The organism is Cohnella lupini (assembly GCF_003386205.1).
Taxonomy (GTDB): domain Bacteria; phylum Bacillota; class Bacilli; order Paenibacillales; family Paenibacillaceae; genus Cohnella; species Cohnella lupini.
On record NZ_QRDY01000008.1, the window covers coordinates 44,855 to 69,751 of the forward strand.

General features: G+C 49.2%; 20 protein-coding genes and 2 riboswitches. Of the genes, 18 read left to right on the forward strand and 2 right to left on the reverse strand.

From position 1 onward, the window contains the following. Positions 1-97: 97 nt before the first annotated feature. The 15 genes from DFP95_RS15195 to DFP95_RS15265 all read left to right on the forward strand — a co-directional run bounded on the left by DFP95_RS15195 (position 98) and on the right by DFP95_RS15265 (position 19,006). Entirely contained in the window at positions 98-682 is a 585-nt protein-coding gene (locus tag DFP95_RS15195) for a restriction endonuclease (protein ID WP_115993498.1), read from the forward strand. A gap of 74 nt (positions 683-756) precedes the next feature. Continuing rightward, positions 757-3,516 (forward strand): MrcB family domain-containing protein, encoded by a 2,760-nt coding sequence (locus DFP95_RS15200; protein ID WP_115993499.1) that lies wholly within the window; start codon positions 757-759, stop codon positions 3,514-3,516. After that, positions 3,488-5,899 (forward strand): DUF2357 domain-containing protein, encoded by a 2,412-nt coding sequence (locus DFP95_RS15205; protein ID WP_115993500.1) that lies wholly within the window; start codon positions 3,488-3,490, stop codon positions 5,897-5,899. The genes DFP95_RS15200 and DFP95_RS15205 overlap by 29 nt, the downstream gene beginning before the upstream one ends. Positions 5,900-5,945: 46 nt before the next feature. After that, the gene (locus DFP95_RS15210) at positions 5,946-6,821 is read left to right on the forward strand and encodes a hypothetical protein (protein ID WP_115993501.1); all 876 of its coding nucleotides are present in this window, start codon (positions 5,946-5,948) and stop codon (positions 6,819-6,821) included. A gap of 126 nt (positions 6,822-6,947) precedes the next feature. Continuing rightward, positions 6,948-7,334 carry an 8-oxo-dGTP diphosphatase MutT gene (mutT, locus tag DFP95_RS15215; RefSeq protein WP_115993502.1) on the forward strand — a complete coding sequence of 129 codons (387 nt, stop codon included), beginning with the start codon at positions 6,948-6,950 and terminating at the stop codon, positions 7,332-7,334. A gap of 103 nt (positions 7,335-7,437) precedes the next feature. After that, positions 7,438-8,010 (forward strand): hypothetical protein, encoded by a 573-nt coding sequence (locus DFP95_RS15220; RefSeq protein ID WP_115993503.1) that lies wholly within the window; start codon positions 7,438-7,440, stop codon positions 8,008-8,010. Between the two features lie 138 nt (positions 8,011-8,148). Continuing rightward, on the forward strand, positions 8,149-8,907 hold the full coding sequence (locus DFP95_RS15225) for a restriction endonuclease (RefSeq protein ID WP_115993504.1): 759 nt from the start codon (positions 8,149-8,151) through the stop codon (positions 8,905-8,907). Between the two features lie 12 nt (positions 8,908-8,919). Beyond that, a complete protein-coding gene (locus DFP95_RS15230) occupies positions 8,920-9,654 on the forward strand; it encodes a suppressor of fused domain protein (RefSeq protein ID WP_115993505.1) in 735 nt (244 codons plus the stop codon). A gap of 52 nt (positions 9,655-9,706) precedes the next feature. Next, positions 9,707-10,162: a GNAT family N-acetyltransferase gene (locus tag DFP95_RS15235; protein WP_115993506.1), complete on the forward strand. Its 456-nt coding sequence runs from the start codon at positions 9,707-9,709 to the stop codon at positions 10,160-10,162. A 1,070-nt stretch (positions 10,163-11,232) separates the two neighbouring features. Continuing rightward, positions 11,233-12,540 (forward strand): 3-phosphoshikimate 1-carboxyvinyltransferase, encoded by a 1,308-nt coding sequence (gene aroA, locus DFP95_RS15240; protein WP_181907445.1) that lies wholly within the window; start codon positions 11,233-11,235, stop codon positions 12,538-12,540. 45 nt (positions 12,541-12,585) lie between these two features. Next, positions 12,586-14,178, forward strand: coding sequence for an AMP-binding protein (locus DFP95_RS15245; RefSeq protein ID WP_115993508.1), 1,593 nt, complete (start codon positions 12,586-12,588; stop codon positions 14,176-14,178). 32 nt (positions 14,179-14,210) lie between these two features. Beyond that, positions 14,211-15,344, forward strand: coding sequence for an acyl-CoA dehydrogenase family protein (locus tag DFP95_RS15250; protein WP_115993509.1), 1,134 nt, complete (start codon positions 14,211-14,213; stop codon positions 15,342-15,344). An 8-nt stretch (positions 15,345-15,352) separates the two neighbouring features. Further along, positions 15,353-17,362 carry an FAD-dependent oxidoreductase gene (locus DFP95_RS15255; RefSeq protein WP_115993631.1) on the forward strand — a complete coding sequence of 670 codons (2,010 nt, stop codon included), beginning with the start codon at positions 15,353-15,355 and terminating at the stop codon, positions 17,360-17,362. Positions 17,363-17,402: 40 nt separating this feature from the next. Further along, complete coding sequence (locus tag DFP95_RS15260) at positions 17,403-18,185, forward strand: SDR family oxidoreductase (RefSeq protein ID WP_115993510.1); 783 nt, start codon at positions 17,403-17,405, stop codon at positions 18,183-18,185. Between the two features lie 389 nt (positions 18,186-18,574). Beyond that, positions 18,575-19,006 carry a hypothetical protein gene (locus DFP95_RS15265; RefSeq protein ID WP_115993511.1) on the forward strand — a complete coding sequence of 144 codons (432 nt, stop codon included), beginning with the start codon at positions 18,575-18,577 and terminating at the stop codon, positions 19,004-19,006. On the opposite strand, the gene hprK is transcribed toward DFP95_RS15265, so the two are convergent. Next, entirely contained in the window at positions 18,981-19,889 is a 909-nt protein-coding gene (hprK, locus tag DFP95_RS15270) for an HPr(Ser) kinase/phosphatase (RefSeq protein ID WP_115993512.1), read from the reverse strand. The genes DFP95_RS15265 and hprK overlap by 26 nt on opposite strands. A gap of 29 nt (positions 19,890-19,918) precedes the next feature. Next, positions 19,919-20,374 (reverse strand): hypothetical protein, encoded by a 456-nt coding sequence (locus DFP95_RS15275; protein WP_115993513.1) that lies wholly within the window; start codon positions 20,372-20,374, stop codon positions 19,919-19,921. A gap of 278 nt (positions 20,375-20,652) precedes the next feature. Beyond that, a riboswitch (glycine riboswitch) is annotated at positions 20,653-20,749 on the forward strand. Beyond that, a riboswitch (glycine riboswitch) is annotated at positions 20,750-20,866 on the forward strand. An 87-nt stretch (positions 20,867-20,953) separates the two neighbouring features. Between DFP95_RS15275 and gcvT the strand changes: the two genes are divergently transcribed. The 3 genes from gcvT to gcvPB are packed head-to-tail and all read left to right on the forward strand — an operon-like array spanning position 20,954 to position 24,887. Continuing rightward, on the forward strand, positions 20,954-22,081 hold the full coding sequence (gene gcvT, locus DFP95_RS15280) for a glycine cleavage system aminomethyltransferase GcvT (protein ID WP_115993514.1): 1,128 nt from the start codon (positions 20,954-20,956) through the stop codon (positions 22,079-22,081). Then, positions 22,081-23,433 carry an aminomethyl-transferring glycine dehydrogenase subunit GcvPA gene (gcvPA, locus tag DFP95_RS15285; RefSeq protein ID WP_115993632.1) on the forward strand — a complete coding sequence of 451 codons (1,353 nt, stop codon included), beginning with the start codon at positions 22,081-22,083 and terminating at the stop codon, positions 23,431-23,433. The genes gcvT and gcvPA overlap by 1 nt, the downstream gene beginning before the upstream one ends. Then, positions 23,430-24,887 (forward strand): aminomethyl-transferring glycine dehydrogenase subunit GcvPB, encoded by a 1,458-nt coding sequence (gene gcvPB / locus DFP95_RS15290; protein WP_115993515.1) that lies wholly within the window; start codon positions 23,430-23,432, stop codon positions 24,885-24,887. The genes gcvPA and gcvPB overlap by 4 nt, the downstream gene beginning before the upstream one ends. Positions 24,888-24,897 lie beyond the last annotated feature (10 nt).

Sequence of the window (24,897 nt, forward strand, 5' to 3'; positions counted from 1 at the left end):
ACACATCAGGATTCTACATCTTACGACACATACTCATAGGCAAATGTTCCCAAATGGGATAGTATAGTGAGTAAGAAAAGTATAGTCGGAGGTAGTAATGAAAGAGTTTATATGGTTACTTTTGATACCCATTTTCATGGGAGTTATAGCCGGTCTTCTTAAACCCAATAAGAAAAGAAGGCGCAAGAATAGGAATGCCTCCACAAATAAGAAGTCTTCAAATACATCGGTAAATGCAAATCGACGAACATCGAAATCATGCCGAACAGACGACATCATATTAACCAATTCATTCAGTGATATAAATGGAGTAGAGTTCGAAAGATTGTTGGCGTTGTACTTTCGAGATCAGGGATACACAGTACATGAAGTTGGTATTGGTGGAAACGACGGTGGAGTAGACCTTGTGATTATTGATAAACGAGGAGAAAAAACTGCTGTTCAAGCTAAATGCTATGCTGACCACAATTTAATTCCAGTTCAAACTATAAGAGAGCTAGTAGCGGCGAAGAGAAACCATGATTGCATTCTAACATTGCTAATTACAACTTCAGATTTGACTGGTCCGGCGAAGAAGGAGGCCGAACAATTTCGAGTTGAATATTGGCATGGAGGAATAATAGAGCAAAAGCTGCGAGCATGGGGAAAATGGCGTCCCAGTAGTAAGTCTAAAGCCAAATAAATTTGCCAAGATTCTAATTGTACCTTAAGTTACTTCGCCTGAGACTAATACAGACACAGTTTGGAGAGGGAAAAATGGAACTTCCATCAGAGCTGGCTTCGATATTTCGGATCAGACAAAAGTCATATAAAATGGTGTTAATTCTTTCGATAGTTAAAGAGTTTAAAGAAAACCACAGTAAGCAATTATCTATACAGAAGGTTGCTGAGCGATTTTTAACATACTATAGAGATGCTCATGCTAATGGCCTGAATGTGGATTCTCCTCCTAGTGGAATAGCTTTAAGTTGGTATGATTTTACGGCTGCTCAGACAAAGGCATTACTGAAAACCCCTATTGATGCTCTTTCTTCTATCCTAAATAGTTCAACTGAGACAATTAGTTTTAAACCTGAAATTTGGGATACATTAAATACTCAAACACTTAGCGAATTAGAAAGCTACGCCACAACTGAGTTGAATAACTATAACGCCCACATAGCCTCAAATTCATCCCAAGGATCTCCTCTTCGAGATGCATTATCGCAGATACTAAATCATTATTCGCAAGCAAAAACAGAGACATTCGCTAACCATTCCCTCGGAACATTGGTTAGACAGACCATTCCTGAATATATAAGATCTTTCCTTTATATAGATCATAATTACAAAATTCAAGGCTCGATAGGCCAAGGGAATTGGGCAACTATTCCCTGGATAGCTATCTTGGATAAGAGAAACACGGAAACGACTCAGCAGGGTGAATATGTGGTGTACTTATTCGCCGAGGATATGAGTTCGGTCTATTTGACTTTGAATCAAGGTGTGACCGTACCGACAAGAGAAAAAGGTAGAAGAGATGGTTACCGGTACTTGGAACAAAAGGTAGAAGCGATGAGGGAGCAGTTAACTTTAGAGGGCTTACAAAAAGATTCTAATATACAGCTGACATCAAGTGGAATTGGCCGAGACTACCAAGTTTCAACTGTTGCCTATATAAAGTATGATCGTGAGAACTTGCCAGACGAGGATCAGTTATTATCTGATTTACAGAATGTAATGGAAAATTACAAACAGTATATGGCAGGTGTGACAAGGCCAACAACGCTGCCTGTATTTAAGTATACTATGGCCTATCTGTACTACGGACAAGGCATTATCAATTACTTAGGAAGTCACCAATCCTCATCCATACCCATAACTGAATTAATCTCTAATCAATCCATTGTTCTCAAATCTGGTGAAGATGCCAAACATGCCAAAGAAAGAATTCAACATGTAGGGAGAGCGCTGCAGGAGTTGGGGCTACTTATTCACGAGAATGGCAATTATTTGTTAACTACTCAAGGTACGACCTATTTTCAAGAAATGAATGATAGCATTTGGAAGTTAAGCACGGAGCAAAGCCAAATTCTCAGGGAACACCTAGAAGCTAGTCGAGAAAGTAATGCCACAACCCTAGTGAATGTTATTAATTTAGCAATATCTTTGGCGCAGGAATTAGACACATTTACCTTTATTCAATTTAAAGATGTATTTATCTCCGGTATGGGCATTGAAGAAGAGTGGAGCAACGTAACTCAAGACAATAGAACCCGCTTCATGCTCAATTGGCTTGAGGAATTACTATATATCGTAAAAACGAATGATGAGTATAGATTCCAAGCACAAGAGGAGGTAGAGCCTATGGATATGTTATCGGTACCGGAGAGAATCACAGCCATTAAAACTTATATTCGGAGTCAGGGTTTCTACTATCCTAATGCTTTAATTGAGAATCTGTATTTATCTTTCAAAACCAAACCATTTGTGATTCTTGCTGGTGTGTCAGGGACCGGAAAAACAAAATTGGTTAAACTATTTGCCGAGGCATTGGGAGCAACGAGAGACAATAATCAGTTTTGTTTGATCCCCGTCCGTCCGGATTGGAGTGACCCCTCGGATCTTCTTGGCTATAAAGACTTAACGGGAGCATTCCGTCCAGGGCGGTTATCAGAAGTGCTGGTCGAAGCGTCGAAAGAAAGTAATCGACATAAGCCGTATTTCATTTGCCTAGATGAAATGAATTTGGCGAGGGTGGAGCATTACTTCAGTGATCTTCTCAGTGTTATTGAGACGCAAGAATGGAAGAACGATCGAATTGTGACCCACCCGCTAATTCAGAGTAATTCACTCTCAGTCGATGATCAGTCTGTTTACGGAAACTTGAGTCTTCCTGATAATGTTTATTTACTGGGCACGGTGAATATGGATGAAACGACGCATCCGTTCAGTAAGAAAGTATTAGACCGAGCGAATACAATTGAATTTAATTTTATTGATCTTGAACAATATCCTATAGGTATAGATCCAATCACAGAAGTTCTTTCTTTAACAGCACCCAATTCGTTTTTGAGAAGCGACTACCTGCAACTTGTTGATGTTTATGAAGACGAAAAAAAGTTAGTCGAAACGGCAACAAAGAAGCTTGTAAAAGTGAATGGTATATTGGAGCAAATTCACTCGCATGTTGGCTTTCGTATTAGAGATTCAGTGTGTTTCTATATGATCTATAACAAGAGATTTCAATTAATGAGTGATAATGAAGCGTTTGATCTTCAACTACTGCAAAAAATTCTCCCTCGTGTTCAAGGAAGTAATACTACAGTTAAGCGTGTTCTATTGCTGCTAATGCAAGAAGCTCTCGGAAGAGTGATCACTATCAATCAATACGAGGAAGATGCAACGGAGCTCATTAAAAATTGGCTAACTATTGATACTGGAGAGTCGGCTACTTACCCGCACAGTGCTCGCAAAATAGCCTTCATGATACGGAGGTTAGAGGAAGATGGATTCACCTCCTATTGGCTCTCTTAATCAAAATGTCGAGCTTCTTCGAGTGGAAACAAACTTATTTAATGTATACATCCAAGGTAAACCGTTTCATACAACGGTAGAATCATTGCAGTTTCATAGATCGGAAGACAACCAACTCATTCAAGCAAAGATCCAGGTCGTGCCTCTCTCTTCTAAGGTTAGTGTGGATAGAAATCTAACATTTAACCCTGAGTCTAAGCAGATTGAGGATTGGAGCATTGGACAACCAAGTTGGCCAGTATTTTTTGAGACTCAACAATATGAAATTGTCATCGAGAAAAGGCAGGAATGCTCCATTTCTTTTTATCATGAAAATATACTCCTGAGACAGGCAGTTAAACCCCTGGGTAATATGATACTATCAGGGATCCTTAACTTCCAGAACGAAGTTGGGCTTACAGAGTTTGAATTACGATTAGACGGTCTGGCAATACTGCGGGTTCAGCTTGAAATCTTTCCTTCTAAAATGGATTACAAAACGGATTATCAAATGATCATAAACGATGTAAATCAGCAAATCTATAATTTGTCCTTTGACTTCTTGCGTAAAACCTATAATTTAACAGGTTTACGAGAAACGAGAAATCAAAGTATAACTGAGTACTTTACAATCCTGCAGCATATTTTTCGGCAATTGATTCATGCTGTTGAACGAATCAACCATTCTCCCCATACTAGACCTCAAATTCAAAGACGTATGGTTGAAGCATCAAAAGTGAAGAAAACGGGTAAAGAAAATATCTCTTTTCTATCCAAACGCTCTAACCTACTGGTAGCTGACAATAAAAGTGGTTTTATTTCTATTGAAGGCAAGCATTATTATCCAAGTCATGGATTAGAGTCCAAAAGATATTTAAGCTATGATACTAACGAGAACCGGTTTATACGCTGGGTTCTTATTCGCATTTCTAAAAAACTGAATGAATTGCGCGTGCGATTGAACATGAAAGAACGACTTAAGGATCCAATCTTACTTAAAAAAATAAGCAATATGCAGTCTCAATTGCTAAGATTGTTGAAGTTGGATTTCTTAGATGTAGGGGAGATGAGGCAGCTTTCCGTCTCACTAGTCCTTCAAATGGCGCCAGGGTATCAAGAGGTCTATCGAACCTACTTAATGCTATTAAAGGGCCTCTCAATACAAAGTGACCTGTTTCGATTGTCCATGAAAGATCTTGCGCAGCTATATGAGTACTGGTGTTTCCTTAAGATTCATGATCTGCTAAGTAGAAAATACGAACTGATCAACCAAGATATCATAAAGGTAAATCGCACTGGTATTTTCGTAACACTGGATAAAACGCAGAAAGCTAAGATGGTTTACAAGAATCCCGGGAATGGGGAGATCTTTACTTTATATTACAACTCACTTCCTAAAGGTGAGAAAACACCGACATTGAAACAAAAACCTGACAATGTGCTCACACTGAAAAAGAACGACTCGTCATCAGAATATAAGTATATTTTTGATGCGAAATATCGTATTGACCCTGCTTATGAGGGTACGCCATATCAAAGAGATTACAAAACCGCTGGCCCGGTCGAATCGGATATTAATACGATGCATCGTTACCGAGATGCAATTGTGTATTCGGAAGGAAACGGAAGGGAACTAGAACGCAGCATGTTTGGTGCTTACGTATTATTTCCCTATCACAACGAAGATCAATTTAGGGAACATAGGTTTTATAAGAGTATAGAGCTCATTAATGTGGGGGCATTTCCGTTCCTTCCTAATTCCACGCAGCTTATGGAAGATTTTTTAGATGAAATCATATTGGATAGTCCTGAGAAGGCTTATGAAAGATCTACTCGTCCACGAGGAACAAAGGATTACTATCTGAATAAATTCGCAGGCAAGAATGTACTTGTGGGTTCATTAAGAGATGCTTCTCAATTAGGAGATGCACTGAGTAATGGTTACTACCATGTGCCGCTTGAGAATATTACCGATCATAAGCTATTAACGCAGCTTGAGTATGTAGCTCTTTATCAGTCTAAAAAGAAATTTGAATCCACTGGTGAAACGGGTATCCACTGGTACGGAAAAATTATTGACTGGAAAGTGCTTCGTCGCAAAGAAATAACTGAACGGCCAGCCAGACGTGGTACAGAAGAAAATCTGTATGTGAAATTTACTGTAGGTGAATGGCAACGGCGTTCTAAACCAATCATTTCTGGTGGTCGGGGGATATATACATTGCTGTACACTTCTAAATACATATTTGATCGTGCACTTGAAATTTCTGAGCTCAAGTTGGAGAACGACGAGGATCTGGCAACTTGGAGGGAACAACGAAGACTTGGACCTGTTAATGTTGAACTGAACCATAACCAGGTCGATCTGGCTAGTGAGATTACGGGAATAAGAAGTCGTGATTAAAAGAATATAACATTCGTTTAATTTCTGCTGGAGGAAGTGTTTTATTATGATTACCTTAGACAATTTTTTTAGTGGTCTTGGGGCAACATTAATCATTTCTATTTTTGGAGTATTTATAGCTTCATTTCCTTTGTTTTCTTTGACAGTCGAGGAGAAACCTCTAATAAACAATAATATTAGATTATTCAGAAGGGTAATCTTAGAGATTGTGGCTCTTTTATTATTTTTATTAATGTCTGTAAATCTAATTAACTTCAAATTGAAAGATCACATAAGTATAAATGAGTTCCCTTATATTTCAAATTATGTATATGCTAATTACTTTGTGGTTGCAGGCGTTTTCGTTTTGCTGATACTGTTCCCAGCGTTCATCCTGATAAGAAATAATATTAGATTTAGAAATTATATATTTAACAAAATCCGATTGCTCAAAAATATAAGAAGGATAGCATCAATAACTATTTTTCTAATGTTTGTAATAATATTTTATATCTATTTGTTTGCTCCTTTCCTTTGTGTAGGGTACTTATTAAATTTATTTTTATTTTTTTTAGGTCAGCAATATAAAATTGAAGCAGCGACAACAACAGACGTACTATTTGAGCTATTCTCATTACCAGGAGTGGTAGCATTCACTTTTATTTTGCTGTATCTCATCCTATATTTCTTTGTAAGGGTAATTTATAAGCAACTGTTTGCATTTCGAAAATTAATTGGATATTCAAAAGTTACGGCAACTATTCATTTAACAAATGGATCTAAGTTAGACAACAAAACGATAGTTAGGCCAAGTATCGATGGTTCAATTTTATTATGCGATACGGGAGACAATAGTAAAAAAATACTTTTACCCAAACAAAATATTTTATATATAGAGTTTGTGATAAAGCATATTACTTTGCATACTGAAACTGATAATTGATGGAAACTCCATATGTTTTTTGGTGAAAACCAATGAGCTTCGTCTGGCGCTTGAAAGTCGATATGCCTCCGGCGATGGTACCGGCAGCGAATAAAGTCATCGTGTAGGAAAGGCGATGTGAAGCGGATGATCGAAGTGGCTGCGGCTATTATAGAGAATGAGCAAGGGCAAATCCTGATCGCGAGACGGAGAAACGGCAAGTCCCAAGCGGGGATGTGGGAGTTTCCCGGTGGAAAGATTGAAACGGACGAAACTCCGGAAGCATGCTTGATTCGGGAGCTACGGGAAGAGATGGGAATCAAGATCGAGCCATATGCATGGTTCGGCGATAACGAGCATGACTATGGGACGGTTCGCATCAAGCTGATTGCTTATCTCGCGAAATATTCGCATGGTGAAATTCGCTTAGTGGACCACGACGAGTATCGGTGGACGAATCGCGAAGAGCTTGGAGAGTATGAGTGGGCTCCGGCTGATGTTCCTTTTGTGGTGCAGTTGAGCGAAAAAAGTTGAATTAGCTGACCGAGTATTAACACTCTCGCATCTAGTGTTTAGACAGGCCAATATTGGGTAACTTCAATATCATTAGGGTATTGGAGGGATAGATATATCTAATATGGATGTAAAGAATAATGAAGCTGAGATCATTAGCGACATGTCGAGAATATTAAGAGATACTTATGGCAGCGAGAAGTTTCTGAAAATATTTCAGTGCTTTATTCAAGAAGTGAAAATCTTAACCCAATACAGACCGGATGACCAAAATGAAATGATTATGGATTTCATTGGATTGGCACGTATAGCATGCAGTGAGACATGGAGTTGTCCCAATTGTCTTAAGAAGTATGAATTTCGGCATTGTTACGGCGACCTGGACAAAACCATACACGCAATAGAAATTAACTGTGACCTATGCGGGGATAATTTTACTTTTACGGAGAACGACGATACGATATCGTACTTTAATTCTCACGTATTTAATAAAGTTAATAATCTGAGAAGCTGGGGCAAAGGCTTAGACATTAAGCTTTTCTCAAACCTAGCAAGTGCTGCAATGCTAACCGTTGATAGTTCTAGCGGAAGGCCAGTTCTCTGGTTGGACAGGCAAAGAGTCAAATCCGTTAAAGAGGTTGATAGGTACTGGAAGTGGGCAAAGAATGAGTGGAAAAGGCGCTGTGAACAATCATAATCATCTCGTCTGAGAGAACCATCCGTATTTAGGGTGGTTCTTTTTAGCTTTTTTTCATATTCCAGAAAAGGAAGGTTTTGTCGTTAGAGATGTCGAATTTACAAAGATCACACAACCTAGATTAAAGGAGAAAATGTAATGGCAAGGAAAAGCGCGGATAAGAAGCGGGAAGAGGCATATAAATCTTTAATTGGTTTAGTGTTTATTGGATCACTTTCAATTACGTATTACATTTCCAAATCAGCTACAGCAGCCGTCATAGTTGGTCTCTGTGCCCTAGGAACGCTGATTGCGGTCAATTTAATCCAACATCAGAAAAGGGAAAACAGATTGAAGCAATCGGGTATTGCCGAAATCGACAAAATGGACGGAATTATTTTCGAGAGGTATCTTCAACAGCTATTCAAAGCTCAGGGCTATCAAGTAGAAGTCACTCAGGCTATCGGAGATTTCGGCGCCGATCTGATTATGGTGAAGAACGGGATCAAGATAGTCGTGCAAGCCAAGAGACATGCAAGCAATGTGGGCATTAAGGCTGTCCAAGAAGCGCAGGCTGCGATTGCGCATTACGGCGCATCTGAAGCTTGGGTCGTAACGAATAGCAACTACACGGATGCTGCCTATCAATTGGCTAAATCGAATCAAGTGAAGCTCATTAACCGAGAAGCGTTAATCGAAATGATACTCTCTTCCACTACCGGTACAACTCAAGATTTGAGTCGGATACAGACTGCTGCTACGGTAGAAGCTTTGGCGCAAAGCGGGAATGATTTAATAGAGACAAATAATAAACTCTGTAAACGCTGCGGGAGTACTCTTGTTCTTCGCAAAGGTCCCAAAGGGCCTTTCTACGGATGTACTAGTTTCCCGAAATGCAGATATACAACGCAATCATAGGAGGAAGCCCACATGACCAATGAATATTCCAAATCAGGAGATCCCATCTACCGCTACAAGGACAAAGAGACGGGCTGGAGGCCGCCGACATACGGAGAAGAGGGCTGGAGCGAGAAAATCGAGGAGCATATGGAGCGGTATTACGGTACTGTGGATTCTGTTTTTCACGAGGTCCTGTCCGACTTCATACATATCGATGTTCATCACATCAAGCCGTCCGCTCGTCATCCCTATCATGTCTTATTTACGACGGGAATGAGCTATCTACCGATGAATACCCCGGAAGGTAGGGAAGATTATCGTTTTGCCGAGTTAATGGTGTGTTTGCCGCCGGAGTGGCAGATATCGGATGAAGCTTTCAAGAATCAATCTAACTACTGGCCGGTTTATTGGCTGAAAATGCTGGCAAGGTTACCGCATGAACACCATACGTGGTTGGGACAAGGGCATACGATTCCGAACGGTGATCCGGCAGAACCTCTCGCGGACAATACGGCAATGGACGGAATCATTTTACTTCCTCCGATTAGAGTAGAAGCGGGATTCCATACTTTGCGAATGAACGAGGAGGATAGCGTCCGCTTTTACAGTTTGATCCCTCTCTACGGCGAGGAAATGAACTTTAAATTGAATAAAGGCTCGGATGCGCTGACGGATAAGTTCGATAAACAGGGGATTAGCGAGTTGGTGGATATCGGGAGGAAAAATACGTGTAAACGTTCTTGGTTCTCCTTTTGGAAAGGTTAAAGCGAAATAAACGCGGTTAGTTATTACGAACTCTACACCCAGGAGATGGAGCATGAATATACGATTAGCAGTGGAAGAGGACGTAGATGCCCTGATCCGGATGAGATGGGATTTCACTTTGGAGCATCAGCCCGAAGTAGAAGGCGATTACCGACTATTTTCTAAGGAATGCAGAGAATTCCTCACGGCAGCGATCCAAGGGGATCGTTGGTATATTTGGGTTGCTGAAGTAGATGGGAGTCTCGTTTCGCACGTATACATTCAATTGATTGATAAGGTGCCAAGACCCGGGCGCATCACGTATCCATTCGCTTTCATGACGAATGTATATACACATCCCGAATATCGGTCGCAAGGAATTGGAAGTCGGATCCTGCAGAAGTTACAGGAATGGGCGGCGGAAAAAAAGTACGAATTCATTATCGTGTGGCCAAGCGATGAGAGCAGGAACTTCTACGGAAGGAATGGTTATACGCTCTGTAATGATCCGATGGAGCTTGTGTTGTGACATTTCAAACATTTATGTTGAGGCTACGGATCTGGATGGAACGCGCCAGATAGCATATAACAGCAAATTGCCTAAGGGGAGAGGGCCATTTTCGGCTCTCTTTTGTGTGCTAAGAATTTATAAAATTTAGCGCTACCTTAATTTGAGGAGGGGCGCTATAAGGAAGTTGGGGAGCGCGCCAACGGTCGAAGTAAGCGTTCATGGTAGGGCTAAGCAACCAACCAACCTTCGGGACCCTCGCGTAACATAAAAAGTAAGACTCCCAGCAAACTAACCAATCTCCGGGACCCTCGCGTAAGCATAAAAATTATGGCTACAGCACGGATTGGGCGCGTTATCGGATCTCTAGGCATAAAAAGTATAGCTACAGCACGGATTGGGTTAATTTTCAGAGCAGTAACCATAGAAAGTATGGCTACTGCTCGGAGTGGGTTAGTTTTCAGAGCTGTAACCATAGAAAGTATGGCTACAGCACGGAGTGGGTGCACTCACGGAGCTTTAAACATGAAATTTTGCGAAGACAACAGCCCGCGGCTGAAATTGACCGTGCCACGCACGGCGAAACCGTCTTACTTGTGCGAACAGAAGTTGATCCTTAGCTAGGCAATAGTAAGCGAGTCGAGTTGAGAGTAACCCCTTTTAAATACGATGTGTTTCATTGTATTTCTGATGAATGTCCAAGAATTAAGCTGGATAACGATATCATTTATCGCTATTGGGCTCCGTTTGTTCTATTCCTTTCCTAAATACGATCTATAGCGATGTTCCTCATCCTACTTTTATTGCAAAACTGCTCAACAGCTCCAATAACGATGATTACCATTCTACTTCCCTTGACTAACCACCTCTGATAGCTCGCTTTTGGTCAAATCGTACCGCAGAGCACGCTTTTATCTCGAAATGACGGACGGCGAAGACATTTTTCTTATCGTTCTGCTAGTTTAACCGAATTGAAATGTAGAAAGACTAATACTATCTCAAGCTATCTCATGCAAATTCATTCATTTTCATCGAATCCGGCGCGTACCTATTGTTATTCCGGAAAATCCGATGAAAGCAGGGTGGGGCGGTTGGCGAAAAAAAAGGTGACTCCTCATTGGGGGAAAGTGAGCGGCATCGTTCGGGTACCTCCGTCTAAATATCATTTGCATCGTGCGTTGATTTTCGGTTCGCTTGCCGACGGGGAAACGGTCATCCACGGTAAATCCGACGCGCTTCATATTAAGGATACGCTGAATTCCCTGCGCGATTTCGGGATATCCGTCGAGCAGACGGACAGCGGATATAGGGTGAAGGGCGGGGTCTACGTCCCGCGAAATGGCAAGATCCGAGTAGGTAGCTCTGGTTCCACGCTACAGTTCATGCTCGGACTGGGTAGCCGATCCCATGGAATGGCTCCTACATACGACGGTCATAAGGCGTTAAGAGAACGTCCGATCGGTCCGCTACTCGGGGCACTAGGCGATATGGGGATCCGGTGTCTGGCTCACGATGACAAGATGCCTGTCACCGTTATGCCGGGCAAGCCCGAAGGCGGCTATATTCGGATCCCCGGGACTCTAAGCCAATGGATTTCCGGCTTGCTCATCGTCGCTCCGTTCGCCACCAGGGACACGATCATCGAGGCTCTTCCGCCTCATAATGAATTGACTTACGTAGGACTGACCATCCAGATGATGCGGCAATTCGGCATTTGGATCGAAGAAGACGCCAGCGGTACGAAATGGACGGTACCCGCAGGTCAGTCCTACCGTCCCGCGGAAATTCACATCGAGCCGGACCTGTCCTCTTCTGCTTTTCTGCTGACGTTATCCGCCTTGTTCCCGTCCGATATCGTCCTGCAGGGAATCTCGGGGAAGGGCTCGCATCCTGAGAGCAAAGTGCTCGACATCATCGCCGACTTGGGCATTCCGATGGCGTACGATAGCTCGCACGCGGGTACTCGAATCCGCCACTCCGGAATCCGCCCGGTCAGCGGCTTGGAAATCGACATGCGTCATATCCCGGATTTGATCCCGACGCTCTCCGTCGTGGCTGCCCTATCGCAGGGCCGTACGGTGTTGAGGAATATAGGGCCGGGTCGAATGAAGGAATCGAACCGGGTCAAGGCGATGCTCCAACTGAACAAGATGAACGCGCGGATCGCGGAGCACGGGGACGATCTCGTGATCGACGGCGTGGAACGGCTGAAGGGGGCTTCGATCTCGACCTTCAACGACCACCGGGTGCAGATGGCGTTTACGCTGGCTGCGCTCCGGGCGTCCGAAGGGGTGAGCGAGTTGACTTATCCGAACGCGTACCGAATTTCGTATCCCGAGTTTTTCGAGCATTTGGAGCTGGTCGGGGTGAACGTCGGAGACTTGGCTATGACTCGCTGAGAATACAGATCCGCGATTAACGGAGATGAGGAGGACATGGATCGAATGAGCACGGAACATACCTTGGAAAGCGACTTGTTCTTGAACCGGCTGGCCAAGGCGGACGCTTGGAAAAATGCGATCATCGATCTGAACGGCGGCAGCCTTCCGGTCATCCTGAGCTTCGGACAGCTGGACGAACTAAGCGACCGCGCCGCGCAAGGGTTAATCGATCGGGGAGTGGAGGAGGGCGACAATGTCGCTTATTTGCTTCCGAACGGCTGGGAGTTCGTCGTGCTGACGATCGCGATCTGGAAAGCCGGGGCAGTCGCCTGTCCGATGCTCCCGGCTCTGAGGGAGCGGGAGATCCCGTTCGTCATGCGCAAGTCGAAGAGCAAGCTGCTGTTCGTGCCGGAGGAATTCCGGAACTTGCGTTATGGAGAGCTGGTCGAGAGCATTCGTTCCGAATTGCCGGGCATGCGGAGTCTGATCACGATCAAGCTCGGGAAACCGCTGAATCGGAAAAGCAGTCTGGGAGGCTTGGCGGAGAGGGAGCCGGTCGTCTCGCAGCTCGCGCAACGGCGGCCGAAGTCGGCTTCCGCTTCGCAGCTGCTGTTTACGTCGGGAACGACGGGCGAACCCAAAGGTGTCATACATACGCATGGTACGCTCAGCAACGGGGTAGCCGCCCACGTCCAGACGCTGGGGCTAACTTCCATGGACCAAATATGGATTCCATCCCCGATGGCGCATCAGACCGGTTTTCTGTACGGCATGTCGCTCGCCCTCTATCTCGGGGCTACCCAGATTTGCCAGGCGATCTGGAATACGGAGACGGCTCGGTTCGCCATCGAGCAATACGGGGCAACCTTCGTGCAGGCAGCGATGCCTTTCCTGGCGGATCTGACCCGGGAGAGCGAGACTCCTAGGGGGCTAAGGCTGTTCATAGCAACAGGTGCTCCGGTTCCACGTCAGCTTGCGCAAGTAGCTTCGAAGAGACTTGCTTGCAAGGTGGTCGGAGGCTGGGGTTCTACCGAGTCTTGCATGATCAGCGTCGGAAGCGTGCGCGCGTACGGGGAAGAGTCATGGAATTCGGACGGACAAGTCATCGCGGGGCGCGAGATGAAAGTGACCGACGAGGAAGGCCGAACGCTTCCGCCGGGGCAGGAAGGTCTCTTCAAGGTCAAGACGCCGGCGATGTTTATCGGTTATCTGGACCATCCGGAATGGTACGAGGCGGCGGTCGACGCGGAGGGCTTCTTCAATACCGGAGACTTGGCCGTCATCGACGAGCGAGGCAATCTTCGCCTGACGGGCCGGGTGAAGGACATCATCAATCGGGGCGGAGTGAAGGTACCGGTCACCGAGGTGGAGAATCTGCTGTACCAGATGGAGGAGCTGCACGACGTAGCCGTGGTTGGCATGCCGGATCCGAGGCTGAACGAGAGGATTTGCGCATACGTGTCGCTTAAGAACCCCAACTCAACGATCGGATTGGACAAGCTGACCGATTATTTGAAGGTACAGGGCGTTACGAAAATGTATTGGCCGGAGCGACTGGAGATCATCCCCGAGATGCCGCGAACGACGACGGGCAAAATACAGAAGTACGTGCTCAGGCAGATGATCACCGATAAGCTAAATCCGAATTATCATTGATGAAAACGGGACAAGCGGGGGAGGGGAAGCGGATGGAAGGAACGGAGTTTGCTAGGTTAAAGGACGAAGTAACGAGTTATGTGAACGGTCGCTTGCGAGAACTGTCCGAGCGAATCGAGGAAACCGGGCAATGCGGCCCCGACGTCTGGAAGGAGCTGCGCGAGCGCGGTTATTTGCGTCTGGCCGCACCGGTCGAATACGGGGGGCACGGGCTGACCTTCACGCAATATCTGCAGCTGCTGGAGCTGTTTTCCCAGTCGCACGGCTCCATACGGATGATCGTACACGTTATGAACGGCGTCTGGCGGCCAATTGATTTCTTAGCTAGCGAGGAGCAAAGGGAGCGATTCGTGAAGCCTCTGGTTCGGGGAGAGATTAGCGTAGCGTTCACCTTGACGGAGCCGAATGCAGGTTCGGGCGCGGATATCGAGACGTCCGCTTACAAGGAAGGCGACGAATTCGTGCTGAACGGAGAGAAGTGGTTGATTACGTTCGGCGATACCGCGGACTATTACATGCTCTATTGCCGGATGAAAGGAACGATAGGATACGAGGGGACGATGGCGCTGCTCGTGCCGAGAATCGCTCCCGGCATCGAGGTTAAGCTCATGCCGCAGACGCTTGGCCTTACGGGAACCGGGCATGCGCATATTCTATTTAAGAACGCCCGCGTTCCCGCCCGGAATTTGCTAGGAGAAGTAGGACAAGGCTTGGCTAGTGCTCTGAACGGCTTTCTTGATCCGAGTCGCGTTTGCGTCGGGATGACTTGCGTCGGCCTTGCGCAGCGAGCGTTCGATATCGCGATTCAGCGCAGCAACGAGCGGGTGACTTTCGGTAAGCAGCTAAGTCAGCGCCAAGTGGTGCAGACCTGGATCGCGGAGATGGCTACGGATATCGAAGCCGCTCGCCAGCTCGTCATGTACGCGGGCAGACTGAAGGACGAAGGCGCGCTGACTCCTGCGCCTGCGTCGATGTCGAAGCTGTACGCGCTGGAGATGCTGCAGAGGGTAACGGACAAAGCTCAGCAAATCTGGGGCGGTATCGGTTACTTCAAAGGATATGAGATCGAACGAATCTATCGGGATGCGCGAGCGCAGAAATTCGAAGAAGGAACGGCGGAAATCCAGAAGGCGGTCATCTCCAAGTCTATTCTGGCAGGCAGGTGATCGGAGGCATGGCGGGAGAGTCGTTATTGCTTCAACGAGGAAAGATAGGCTCGCTGGAACTGAACCACCGGATTCTGATGGGAGCGATGCATCTAGGCATCGAAGGCGATCGCCGCGAGCTGGGCCAGCTCATCGCGTTCTACGAGGAGCGGGTATGCGGCGGCGCGGCGCTGATCGTGACCGGTCACGTTGCCGTGCTTCCCGAAGGGGGCGGCCATCGCATGTTTAGCTTAACCGAGCCCGATCATCGTGCCCAACTCAGCGAGCTTATCGACGCGATTCGGCGGGCTGGCGGCAGGATGGCTCTGCAGCTTACCCACATGGGGCGTTATGCCAAAAGCGCGGAAACCGGGCTTACGCCCAAAGCGCCGAGCGCCATCGCTTCGCGTCTGACGAGAGAGACGCCTGAAGCGATGACGGAGTCCGATATCGCGAGGGTGATCGAGGCTTTCGCGGATGGAGCTGCATTCGCCATGAATGCGGGGTTCCACGCGGTCGAAATTATGGGCTCTGAAGGGTATTTGTTGAACGAATTCGCGTCACCGCTGACGAACGTTCGAGAGGATGGCTATGGAGGAACGCTTGAAGGTCGGATACGACTAAGCCTAGAGATCGTCCAAGCGATCCGCGAGCGGGTAGGGGCGGAATTCCCGATCATCTTCCGCATGTCCGGGGAAGATTTCATGGACGGCAGCACGACGCGGGAAGAAACTCTCGAGATGGCCCGCCGGCTGGAGCAAAGCGGAGCGGATGCGCTGAACGTTGGCATCGGCTGGCACGAATCGCGAGTCCCGACCGTCGGGGCAACCGTCCCTACCGGCGCTTTCGCGCATATCGTCCGTGCGGTTCGATCCGCCGTGAGCATTCCCGTTATCGGCGCCAACCGCCTCCATACGCCGGAAGCGGCCGAGCAGTCGCTCGCCAGAGGAGATATGGACTTCATTGCCCCGGCGCGTCCGTGGCTTGCCGATCCCACTTTCGCGCTGAGAATCGCCCAGTCGGACCGGGACGGGCTGAACGTCTGCTTGGCCTGTAATCAGGCTTGCCTGGATCACGCGTTCGCCGGCAAAGCGGTCGGCTGCATGGTCAACCCGCGGACCGGCCGGGAGTCCGAGCCGTTCCATAAGACCGAAGCGCCAATATCCGTTGCCGTCATCGGCGGGGGAGTGGCGGGGCTTCAGGCAGCGAAGACGGCCGCGGAGCGAGGTCATTCTGTCACGCTATTCGAGGCACGCGACCGGCTCGGGGGACAGTTCTTGCTGGCCTCGCGGGTACCGGGTAAGGCGGTTTTTCGGGAGACGCTGCGCTATTATCAAGTATCGCTTCAACGACTCGGCGTTATCGTTCGCACGAATACAACTCCTAGCTCGGCGGATCTTGGGGCCTTTGACCGTGTAATCGTGGCAACGGGGGTCGTCCCATACGTTCCAGAGATGCTGGAGGGTGTAGAATTGCCGCAGGTTTGTACATACATGGATATATTGTCGGGCTCGCGAGCCTTCGGAAGCAAGATCGTCATCGTCGGCGGGGGAGGCATCGGCTGCGACGTCGCCCATTACATGGCCGAGACGGCGAGGATGCGTCCGGAAGTAGACTCGTTCTTCACGGAGAGAGGGATTTCGTCCACGCTTGGCGCATCATCGCCGTCAAGCATTACCCTCGTGTCGCGATCCGAGAAGGTGGCGAAGGGCGTCGGACAGACGTCAAGGTGGGTGCTTCTTGAGGAATTGAAGCGCAGCGGGGTGAAGGTATTGAAAGGCTATCGCGTTCGCGCTATCTCCTCGGGAGGAGTCTGGATCGAGAATGAATCGGGCGGACGGTTTGTTGAAGCGGACCAAGTCGTGCTATGCACGGGTCAGAGGTCTCGGACGGAATGGGCCGATGCGCTACTGAGAACCGGGGAACCGACTGCGGAGCGTCGTTTGACCGCCGACTTCGTCGGAGGAGCGGTCGAATCCGCGGAGCTGAACGCGGCGCGTGCCATCAGGCAGGCTTATGAGCTGGCTATGACGTTATAGGCGGCAGATAATTAGGATCGAGAGGAAGGAAGCGAGTCGAATGTCGGGATCTTTTACAGGGAAAAAAGTACTCATAACGGGCAGCTCGAGGGGAATCGGCAGGGCAACGGCGCTTTCGTTCGCCAAGGAAGGCGCGGACGTCGCCATTCATTACCGCAGGGATGAGCAGGCAGCGATAGAGACGGCCGAGGAAGCGCGCAGTTATGGCGTTCAGGCTTTGGTATGCAAAGCCGAGCTCGAAGCGCCGGCGGAAATCGATGCGATGTTCGATACGGTCTCCAGCGAATGGGGCGCCCTCGATGTCTTCATGGCCAACGCGGCAGCCACGTCTTTCAAGCCGGCCATGGAGACGAAAGACTATCACATCGACCGGACGTACCAAGTCGTTATTAAGAGCGTTCTTCACGCCGTGCAACGCGCGGTTCCGCTAATGGAAGGCCGTAATGGCCGCATTCTCACCGTATCTAGCTTAGGTAGCCAATTCACGCTGCCGAACTATTCGAACATCGGGTCCGCCAAAGCCGCGCTAGAGTCGCTTACGAGATACTTGGCAACCGAGCTCGGCCCGCGCGGCATCACGAGCAACTGTATTTCCCCGGGCGTCGTGGAGACGGACTCGGTCAAATTTTACGCCAAGGAGCGGTTCGAAACCTTCAAGAATAACTTGACGCGCCGCACGCCGCTTGGTCGCCTGACCCAGCCGGAGGACGTCGCCGGGGTCGCCCTGTTTCTAGCCGGAGACGCGGCCGCCTTCATCACGGGGCAGGTCATTTCCGTTGACGGGGGACTCACGCTGATTTCGTACGATGTCGATGGAAACTGATGATTGTGAAACGATCCAGAACGATCGCCTCGGTTTCGGTTTCACTATCCGGCTTGCCACTGTATAATTGTTTCTAAGGCCATCTACATCCAATAGCGATGGTTTTCAATGTATTTTTGACGCTTGCTCCAGATTTGAGCGGAATAAAGATGGTTTTCATCGCTATTGACCATAATTTGTTCTATTTCTCTCAGAAATTCGATCCATAGTGATGTTCTTCATCCTACTTTGACTCCACAATGGCGCATTTGTTTGAATAACGATGATTACCATCCTACTTGATGAACACCATCCGACCAAAGCCTCCATGAGATAGCTGATCTCGTAGAGGCTTTCTTTTATTTTATGCGGCTAACTAACCTATCTCTATCTAGGAGATGACTAGTGAAATGAACCGTTTATGGGGTCTGTCGCTAAGCCTAATGCTGCTAATAGCCGGCTGTTCAACGTCGGAGTTACCCCTCCGGATGAAAGCTAGCCAAATAGAAGTTTATTCGTTGTTCAATGACCGCTCTAAGGAGCAGTTACTGACAATTACGGACGCGGCAACGATCGGGAACATCATAACAGAGTTGAATTCACTCCATAAAACATCGTTCGAAGATCCCGAGAGCCCGGGCAATTTGTACGAGATACACTTCATACGTTCGAATGAACGTAAGATATTCGTGCTTGCGGACAAGGGAGAGTTCAAGAGTAAGATTTATACGAACAAATCGGCTGAAAACGGAGATGTCTGGACTGCTAAAACGAAGCTGATAGAGTGGCTGCTTGGCGATAAGCGTAGACCTTACCCTAACAATCCGTCAACCGGCTCATGAACTCCTCCACGGCGCTATAGCCCTGCTGCTTCAGATACCAGCTGTTAGCCGCAGCCTCGATAAGACCGGCAACGTCCCTGCCGGGTTGAAGCTGAATCTCGATATGCGGAACTTGCACGCCTAGATAGTCGGTGAAACGGTGCTCCAGCTCCAATTCATTGTTTAGCGTATTGTCCTTCCACGGCGTCAGCTCGATGTCCAATACGATCCGGGACTCATCCTGAAAAGCCTTCCGCCCGTACAGGCGGACGACGTTAATGAGCCCGATGCTGCGCAGGGCAAGGAACTCCCTGGTCTTGCCGTCATGGCTGCCGAGCAGCGTCTCGGGGCCGAGCTTCTTCAGCGTGACGATATCGTCCGCCACGAGCCGGTGGCCGCGGCGTATTAGCGTATGCGCGGTTTCGCTCTTGCCGACGCCGGACTTGCCGCGCAGCAGGATACCGATACCGGATACGTTCACGCAGACGCCGTGCACGGAGATTTCCTGCGCCAACGCTTTAAGCAGGTACGAATCCAGCTTGGCGATGAATTCCGTCGTCTTCTCTGGCGTCCGCAATAGCGGGATGCCTTCTTGCTCGCAATATTTAATCAAATACTTCAGACCGTCTTGTCCCGCCGCCACGATAAAACAAGGCGGATGATACTTCACGACGTTTCCGATCCGCTCGTTGCGCTCGTTCTCTGTGAGCTTATGTAAATAATTGATCTCTTTCTTTCCTAACACCTGCACTTGCTCGGTAGGGAAAAAATCGAAATACCCCGCGAACTCCAATCCCGGCCGATGCGCCCTTGAACGGACGATCTGACGATCCAGACAAGGTTGACCGGCGAGCACCTCCAGGCGAAACCGCTCCGTCATCTCTTTTACGGATATCGACTTCATTCACATTCCCCTTTTCGCGTTTTCTTTTCTCATACTGGCTCTTCGTGCTTACGCCAAGTGACATAGCCGTCTATATTTTCCTCCGAGGTATCGGATGCGTCGAATGTCTTGAAATAACTTGTCGAGTATACAGCGGCGGGCTCACTCTTAGAATCGTTATAGATGACTAGGTTAACGTTTGATATTGGGCTTTTCCATTTCACGGAGCGAGCCACTTCATTCATGTGATTAATGGTCGTAAACTGCTTCACCCGTTCGAGAATAGAATCTCTAACCCCTTCGGATAGAGCTTCGCTAGTCTTAACGGATATAGTGAATTCCGGTCTGGTGAAATGGAATTGGACGGAATGAACGGTCGGGACTTCATTTTTCAAAGACTTGGATAGCGATGAAGTAGCGGAAGTAAGGACGGAGTGTCGGACACTGCAGCCTAGAATGGCGCATAGAATAATAAGTGCCGCGAATCCTACTTTTATTTTGCGCATGGATTATCACGTCTTTCTTCCGTTTATCATCCCATTTCTATCATACTTGGTAAAGGTCGCTTGGATAACATTTTTTAGTGTCGTAAATTAAAATTGATCGGCAAGAAGATTAACCGAATCGATCTCCAGCCGCAAAGGTCGGAATGAGCGGATAATGTGATGTTAATGTCGGTTAATGCGGATAAAAGAATTTTAATGACATATTAGTTGACATCATGCGTAGGGGGAACGGTATAATGAAACAAGTGAAAAGCAGATATTAACAACTTCATACGCGGATGATGATAGTGGGAGAGATTACCGGTTCAAGAGGTAACGCCGAAGGAGTAAGCCCATGCGGGTGAATCTCTCAGGCAAAAGGACCGCTATCGGACGCAATTCTGGAGAGAATCCCGGCGACGGGATCACCCAAGGGGAAACTTGCACGGTTCCATAGATGCTGTGGAGACGGATGCAAGGTAACTCTCAGGTACAAAGGACAGAACGGAAGGAATGCATTCGCTTCTAACGAAGCGTTTTGAGGTTCCTTTCGGGCTGTCCTTTTTGGCGTGTGGAATAGAATGTATGGGAGGTGTTGGGATGAGCGAATTAAGACGTACTCCGTTGTTTGCCGCATATGCGGGTTATCCCGGCGTCCGTTGCATCGATTTCGGAGGTTGGGAGCTGCCGGTTCAGTTCTACGGTATTCTGCAAGAGCATGACGCGGTTCGTAAACAGGCTGGCCTATTCGACGTGTCCCATATGGGAGAGTTCCTGGTAACCGGCCAATACGCGGAAGCGTTCCTGCAGCAAGTGACGACTAACGACGTGTCCAGGCTGTCGGCGGGGCAAGCGCAGTATACGTTAATGTGTTATCCGGATGGAGGCGTTGTCGACGATCTTCTCGTCTACAAGCTGTCCCAAGACCAATACCAGCTCGTGGTTAATGCTTCGAATATCGACAAAGATTTTGCATGGCTAAGCGATCACCTTATCGGGGACGTCGTCTTGGAGAACCTGTCCGAGCAGACGGCGTTGTTGGCGCTGCAAGGGCCGATGGCCGCACGGATTCTAGCCGGAGTCACGGCGGATCCTGTTGGCGAGCTTGCTCCGTTTCATTTTCTGTATCAAGCGGAAGTGTGCGGGCGCAAGGCGCTGGTCTCGCGTACGGGTTATACGGGAGAGGACGGCTTCGAAATCTATCTCGATTCCGGGGACGCGCCGCACGTATGGCGGGAACTGCTGAAGGCGGGCGAGTCCGACGGCCTTATTCCCGTGGGATTGGGAGCGCGGGACACTCTTCGTTTCGAGGCAAGGCTTCCTCTTTACGGACAAGAGCTGTCCAAGGACATCACGCCGCTGGAAGCGGGTGTCGGCATGTTCGTGAAGCTGGCCAAGGAAGGCGGCTTCATCGGCCGGGACGCTCTGGAGAAGCAGAAGCAAGAGGGACTGACCCGCAAGCTCGTCGGAATCGAGTTGCTTGACCGCGGCATTCCGAGAAGCCATTATCCGATATTCGCGGGCGGCCGTCAGATCGGAGAGGTCACGACGGGAACGCAGTCGCCAACGCTGAAGCGCAATCTCGGGCTGGCTTTGCTGGAGACGGCCTATACGGAATTGGGCACGGAAGTAGAAGTGGAAATTCGCGGCAAGCTCTTAAGAGCCCAAGTCGTTAAAGCCCCTTTTTACAAAAGAACGCAAACAACCGGAGAAGGAGCTAAATCATGATCAAGCACCGCTACTTGCCGATGACCGAACAAGACGAAATCGAAATGCTGAAGACGGTCGGCGCGAATTCCATCGAAGAGCTCTTCGCGGATATTCCCCAATCCGTCAGATACGACGGCATTATGCCGATGTCCAAAGCGCTGGATGAATCCGCGCTGCTCAAGCATATGCGCGTGCTCTCGGACAAGAACGCCGACTTTGACCGGTATACTAGCTTCCTTGGCGCAGGCATCTATGACCATCATATCCCCGTCGTTATTAATCACGTCATATCCCGTTCCGAATTCTATACGGCATACACGCCTTATCAGCCGGAGATCAGCCAAGGCGAGCTGCAAGCAATATTCGAGTTCCAATCTTACATTTGCGAGCTGACCGGCATGAAGGTCGCGAATGCCAGCATGTACGACGGAGCCACCGCGCTGGCGGAAGCCGCAGCGCTTGCCAGCGGGGCGACCAAGCGCAAACGAATCGTCGTTTCCCGTACCGTCCACCCGGAAGCCCGCGAAATCCTGCTCACCTCGGCGCGCGGTTTGGGACTCGAGGTCGTGGAAGTCGGCTATTCGAACGGAGTTACCGACCTCGCCGAGCTGGAAGCGGCGATCAACGACGATACAGCCGCCGTGCTCGTCCAGACTCCGAATTTCTTCGGCTGCTTGGAAGACATTCGTCCCATTGAACATCTCATCCATGAGCGCAAAGGATTGCTAGTCATGAGCGTCAATCCTCTGTCGCTTGGAATCCTCGAATCGCCCGGCGTACTGGGCGCGGATGTCGTCGTCGGCGATGCGCAGCCGCTCGGCATTCCCGCTTCGCTCGGCGGACCGACCTGCGGATTCTTCGCGGTGTCTGAGCCGTTGATGCGGCGTATTCCGGGACGGATCGTCGGGCAGACGGTCGACTCGGAAGGCAAACGCGGATTCGTGCTGACGCTGCAAGCGCGGGAGCAGCATATTCGCCGGGAGAAGGCGACCTCCAATATTTGTTCGAATCAGGCGCTTCTCGCGTTATGCGCTTCGGTATATATGTCGATCATGGGTAAAGCGGGGATGCAGGAAGCAGCCATGCTGAACCTGAGGAAATCCCATTACGCCTCCGGGCAAGTGCAAGGAAGTCCGTCCTTATCGCTCGCGTTCTCCGCTCCGTTCTTCAACGAGTTCGTCGTGAAGCTGCCGGAGGGGGCGGAAGCGGGTGCCTTGAACGCTATGCTGCTCAAAGCCGGCTATATCGGGGGCTACGATCTGGGCTCCGCTTATCCGGAGCTTGCGGGGCATATGCTCGTCGCCGTGACCGAACGCAGGACGAAGGCAGAGATCGAAGGATTCGTAAGCGAAATGGAGGCTTGTCTATGAAACCGGAAAAAGCGTTGATCTTCGAAATGAGCAAGCCGGGACGGGTCGCCTACTCGCTGCCCGAATGCGACGTTCCCGACATCGAGGCCGCCTCCGTCATTCCCGCCGGACTGCTTCGCGGCAAGCCGGCCGAACTTCCGGAAGTGTACGAGGTCGATGTCATCCGACACTATACGGAGTTATCGCGGCGCAACTTCGGCGTCGACAACGGGTTCTACCCGCTCGGTTCCTGCACGATGAAATATAATCCGAAGATCAACGAAGACGTTGCGCGGTTCGCCGGCTTCGCCAAGATTCATCCGTATCAGCCCGAGGAGAGTATCCAAGGAGCGCTCGAGCTGCTGTATACGCTGCAGAATGATATTGCCGCTCTTACGGGCATGGATCAGGTGACGCTTCAACCGGCGGCCGGCGCGCATGGCGAGTGGACCGGGCTGATGCTCATTCGGGCGTATCACGAGAGCCGCGGCGATCATCGCATGAAGGTCATCGTGCCGGATTCCTCGCACGGCACCAATCCGGCGAGCGCTACGGTCGCGGGGTTCGAGACCGTCACGATTAAGTCGGACGAGCGCGGCATGGTCGATCTCGACGCGTTGCGCGCCGCGGTCGGCGACGATACCGCAGCGCTCATGCTGACGAATCCGAGCACGCTCGGCTTGTTCGAGGAACAGATCGTGGAGATCGCCAAGATCGTGCATGACGCGGGCGGATTGCTATATTACGACGGGGCCAATTCGAATGCCATCATGGGTATCGCCCGTCCAGGCGACATGGGCTTCGACGTCGTGCATCTTAACCTGCACAAGACGATGAGCACGCCGCATGGCGGCGGGGGTCCGGGTGCCGGTCCCGTCGGCGTGAAGAGCAAGCTGATCCCGTTCCTGCCGAAGCCAATCGTTAGCCGGAAAGAAGACGGTACTTACTATTGGGACACGGATCGTCCGCAATCGATCGGTCGCGTGAAAGCCTACTACGGAAACTTCGGCATTCTCGTTCGCGCCTATGCGTACATTCGAACGTATGGACCGGAAGGGCTTCGCCGCGTGTCCGAGTGCGCCGTGTTGAACGCCAACTACATGATGCATCGCCTCGCTCCGTACTACGAAGTGGCGTATCCGGGCGTGTGCAAGCATGAATTCGTGCTCTCCGGCAAACGGCTTAAGGCTTACGGCGTCCGCACGCTCGACGTGGCTAAGAGGCTGCTCGACTTCGGCTATCATCCGCCGACGATTTATTTTCCGCTTAACGTGGAGGAAAGCATCATGATCGAGCCTACGGAAACCGAGAGTAAGGATACGCTCGACGCCTTCATCGACACGATGATTCAGATCGCCAAGGAAGCGGAGACGGATCCGCAGCTGGTCCTGAACGCGCCGTATACGACGGTGGTCAAGCGGTTGGACGAAACGACGGCGGCTCGCAAGCCGGTGCTCTATTGCACTTGCGGTTAACATTCAAATG

Coding starts and splice junctions, on each gene's coding strand:
- DFP95_RS15195 (WP_115993498.1), top strand. CDS start 98: ATGAAAGAGTTTATATGGTTACTTTTGATACCCATTTTCATGGGAGTT.
- DFP95_RS15200 (WP_115993499.1), top strand. CDS start 757: ATGGAACTTCCATCAGAGCTGGCTTCGATATTTCGGATCAGACAAAAG.
- DFP95_RS15205 (WP_115993500.1), top strand. CDS start 3,488: ATGGATTCACCTCCTATTGGCTCTCTTAATCAAAATGTCGAGCTTCTT.
- DFP95_RS15210 (WP_115993501.1), top strand. CDS start 5,946: ATGATTACCTTAGACAATTTTTTTAGTGGTCTTGGGGCAACATTAATC.
- mutT (WP_115993502.1), top strand. CDS start 6,948: ATGATCGAAGTGGCTGCGGCTATTATAGAGAATGAGCAAGGGCAAATC.
- DFP95_RS15220 (WP_115993503.1), top strand. CDS start 7,438: ATGGATGTAAAGAATAATGAAGCTGAGATCATTAGCGACATGTCGAGA.
- DFP95_RS15225 (WP_115993504.1), top strand. CDS start 8,149: ATGGCAAGGAAAAGCGCGGATAAGAAGCGGGAAGAGGCATATAAATCT.
- DFP95_RS15230 (WP_115993505.1), top strand. CDS start 8,920: ATGACCAATGAATATTCCAAATCAGGAGATCCCATCTACCGCTACAAG.
- DFP95_RS15235 (WP_115993506.1), top strand. CDS start 9,707: ATGAATATACGATTAGCAGTGGAAGAGGACGTAGATGCCCTGATCCGG.
- DFP95_RS15245 (WP_115993508.1), top strand. CDS start 12,586: ATGAGCACGGAACATACCTTGGAAAGCGACTTGTTCTTGAACCGGCTG.
- DFP95_RS15250 (WP_115993509.1), top strand. CDS start 14,211: ATGGAAGGAACGGAGTTTGCTAGGTTAAAGGACGAAGTAACGAGTTAT.
- DFP95_RS15255 (WP_115993631.1), top strand. CDS start 15,353: ATGGCGGGAGAGTCGTTATTGCTTCAACGAGGAAAGATAGGCTCGCTG.
- DFP95_RS15260 (WP_115993510.1), top strand. CDS start 17,403: ATGTCGGGATCTTTTACAGGGAAAAAAGTACTCATAACGGGCAGCTCG.
- DFP95_RS15265 (WP_115993511.1), top strand. CDS start 18,575: ATGAACCGTTTATGGGGTCTGTCGCTAAGCCTAATGCTGCTAATAGCC.
- hprK (WP_115993512.1), bottom strand. CDS start 19,889: ATGAAGTCGATATCCGTAAAAGAGATGACGGAGCGGTTTCGCCTGGAG.
- DFP95_RS15275 (WP_115993513.1), bottom strand. CDS start 20,374: ATGCGCAAAATAAAAGTAGGATTCGCGGCACTTATTATTCTATGCGCC.
- gcvT (WP_115993514.1), top strand. CDS start 20,954: ATGAGCGAATTAAGACGTACTCCGTTGTTTGCCGCATATGCGGGTTAT.
- gcvPB (WP_115993515.1), top strand. CDS start 23,430: ATGAAACCGGAAAAAGCGTTGATCTTCGAAATGAGCAAGCCGGGACGG.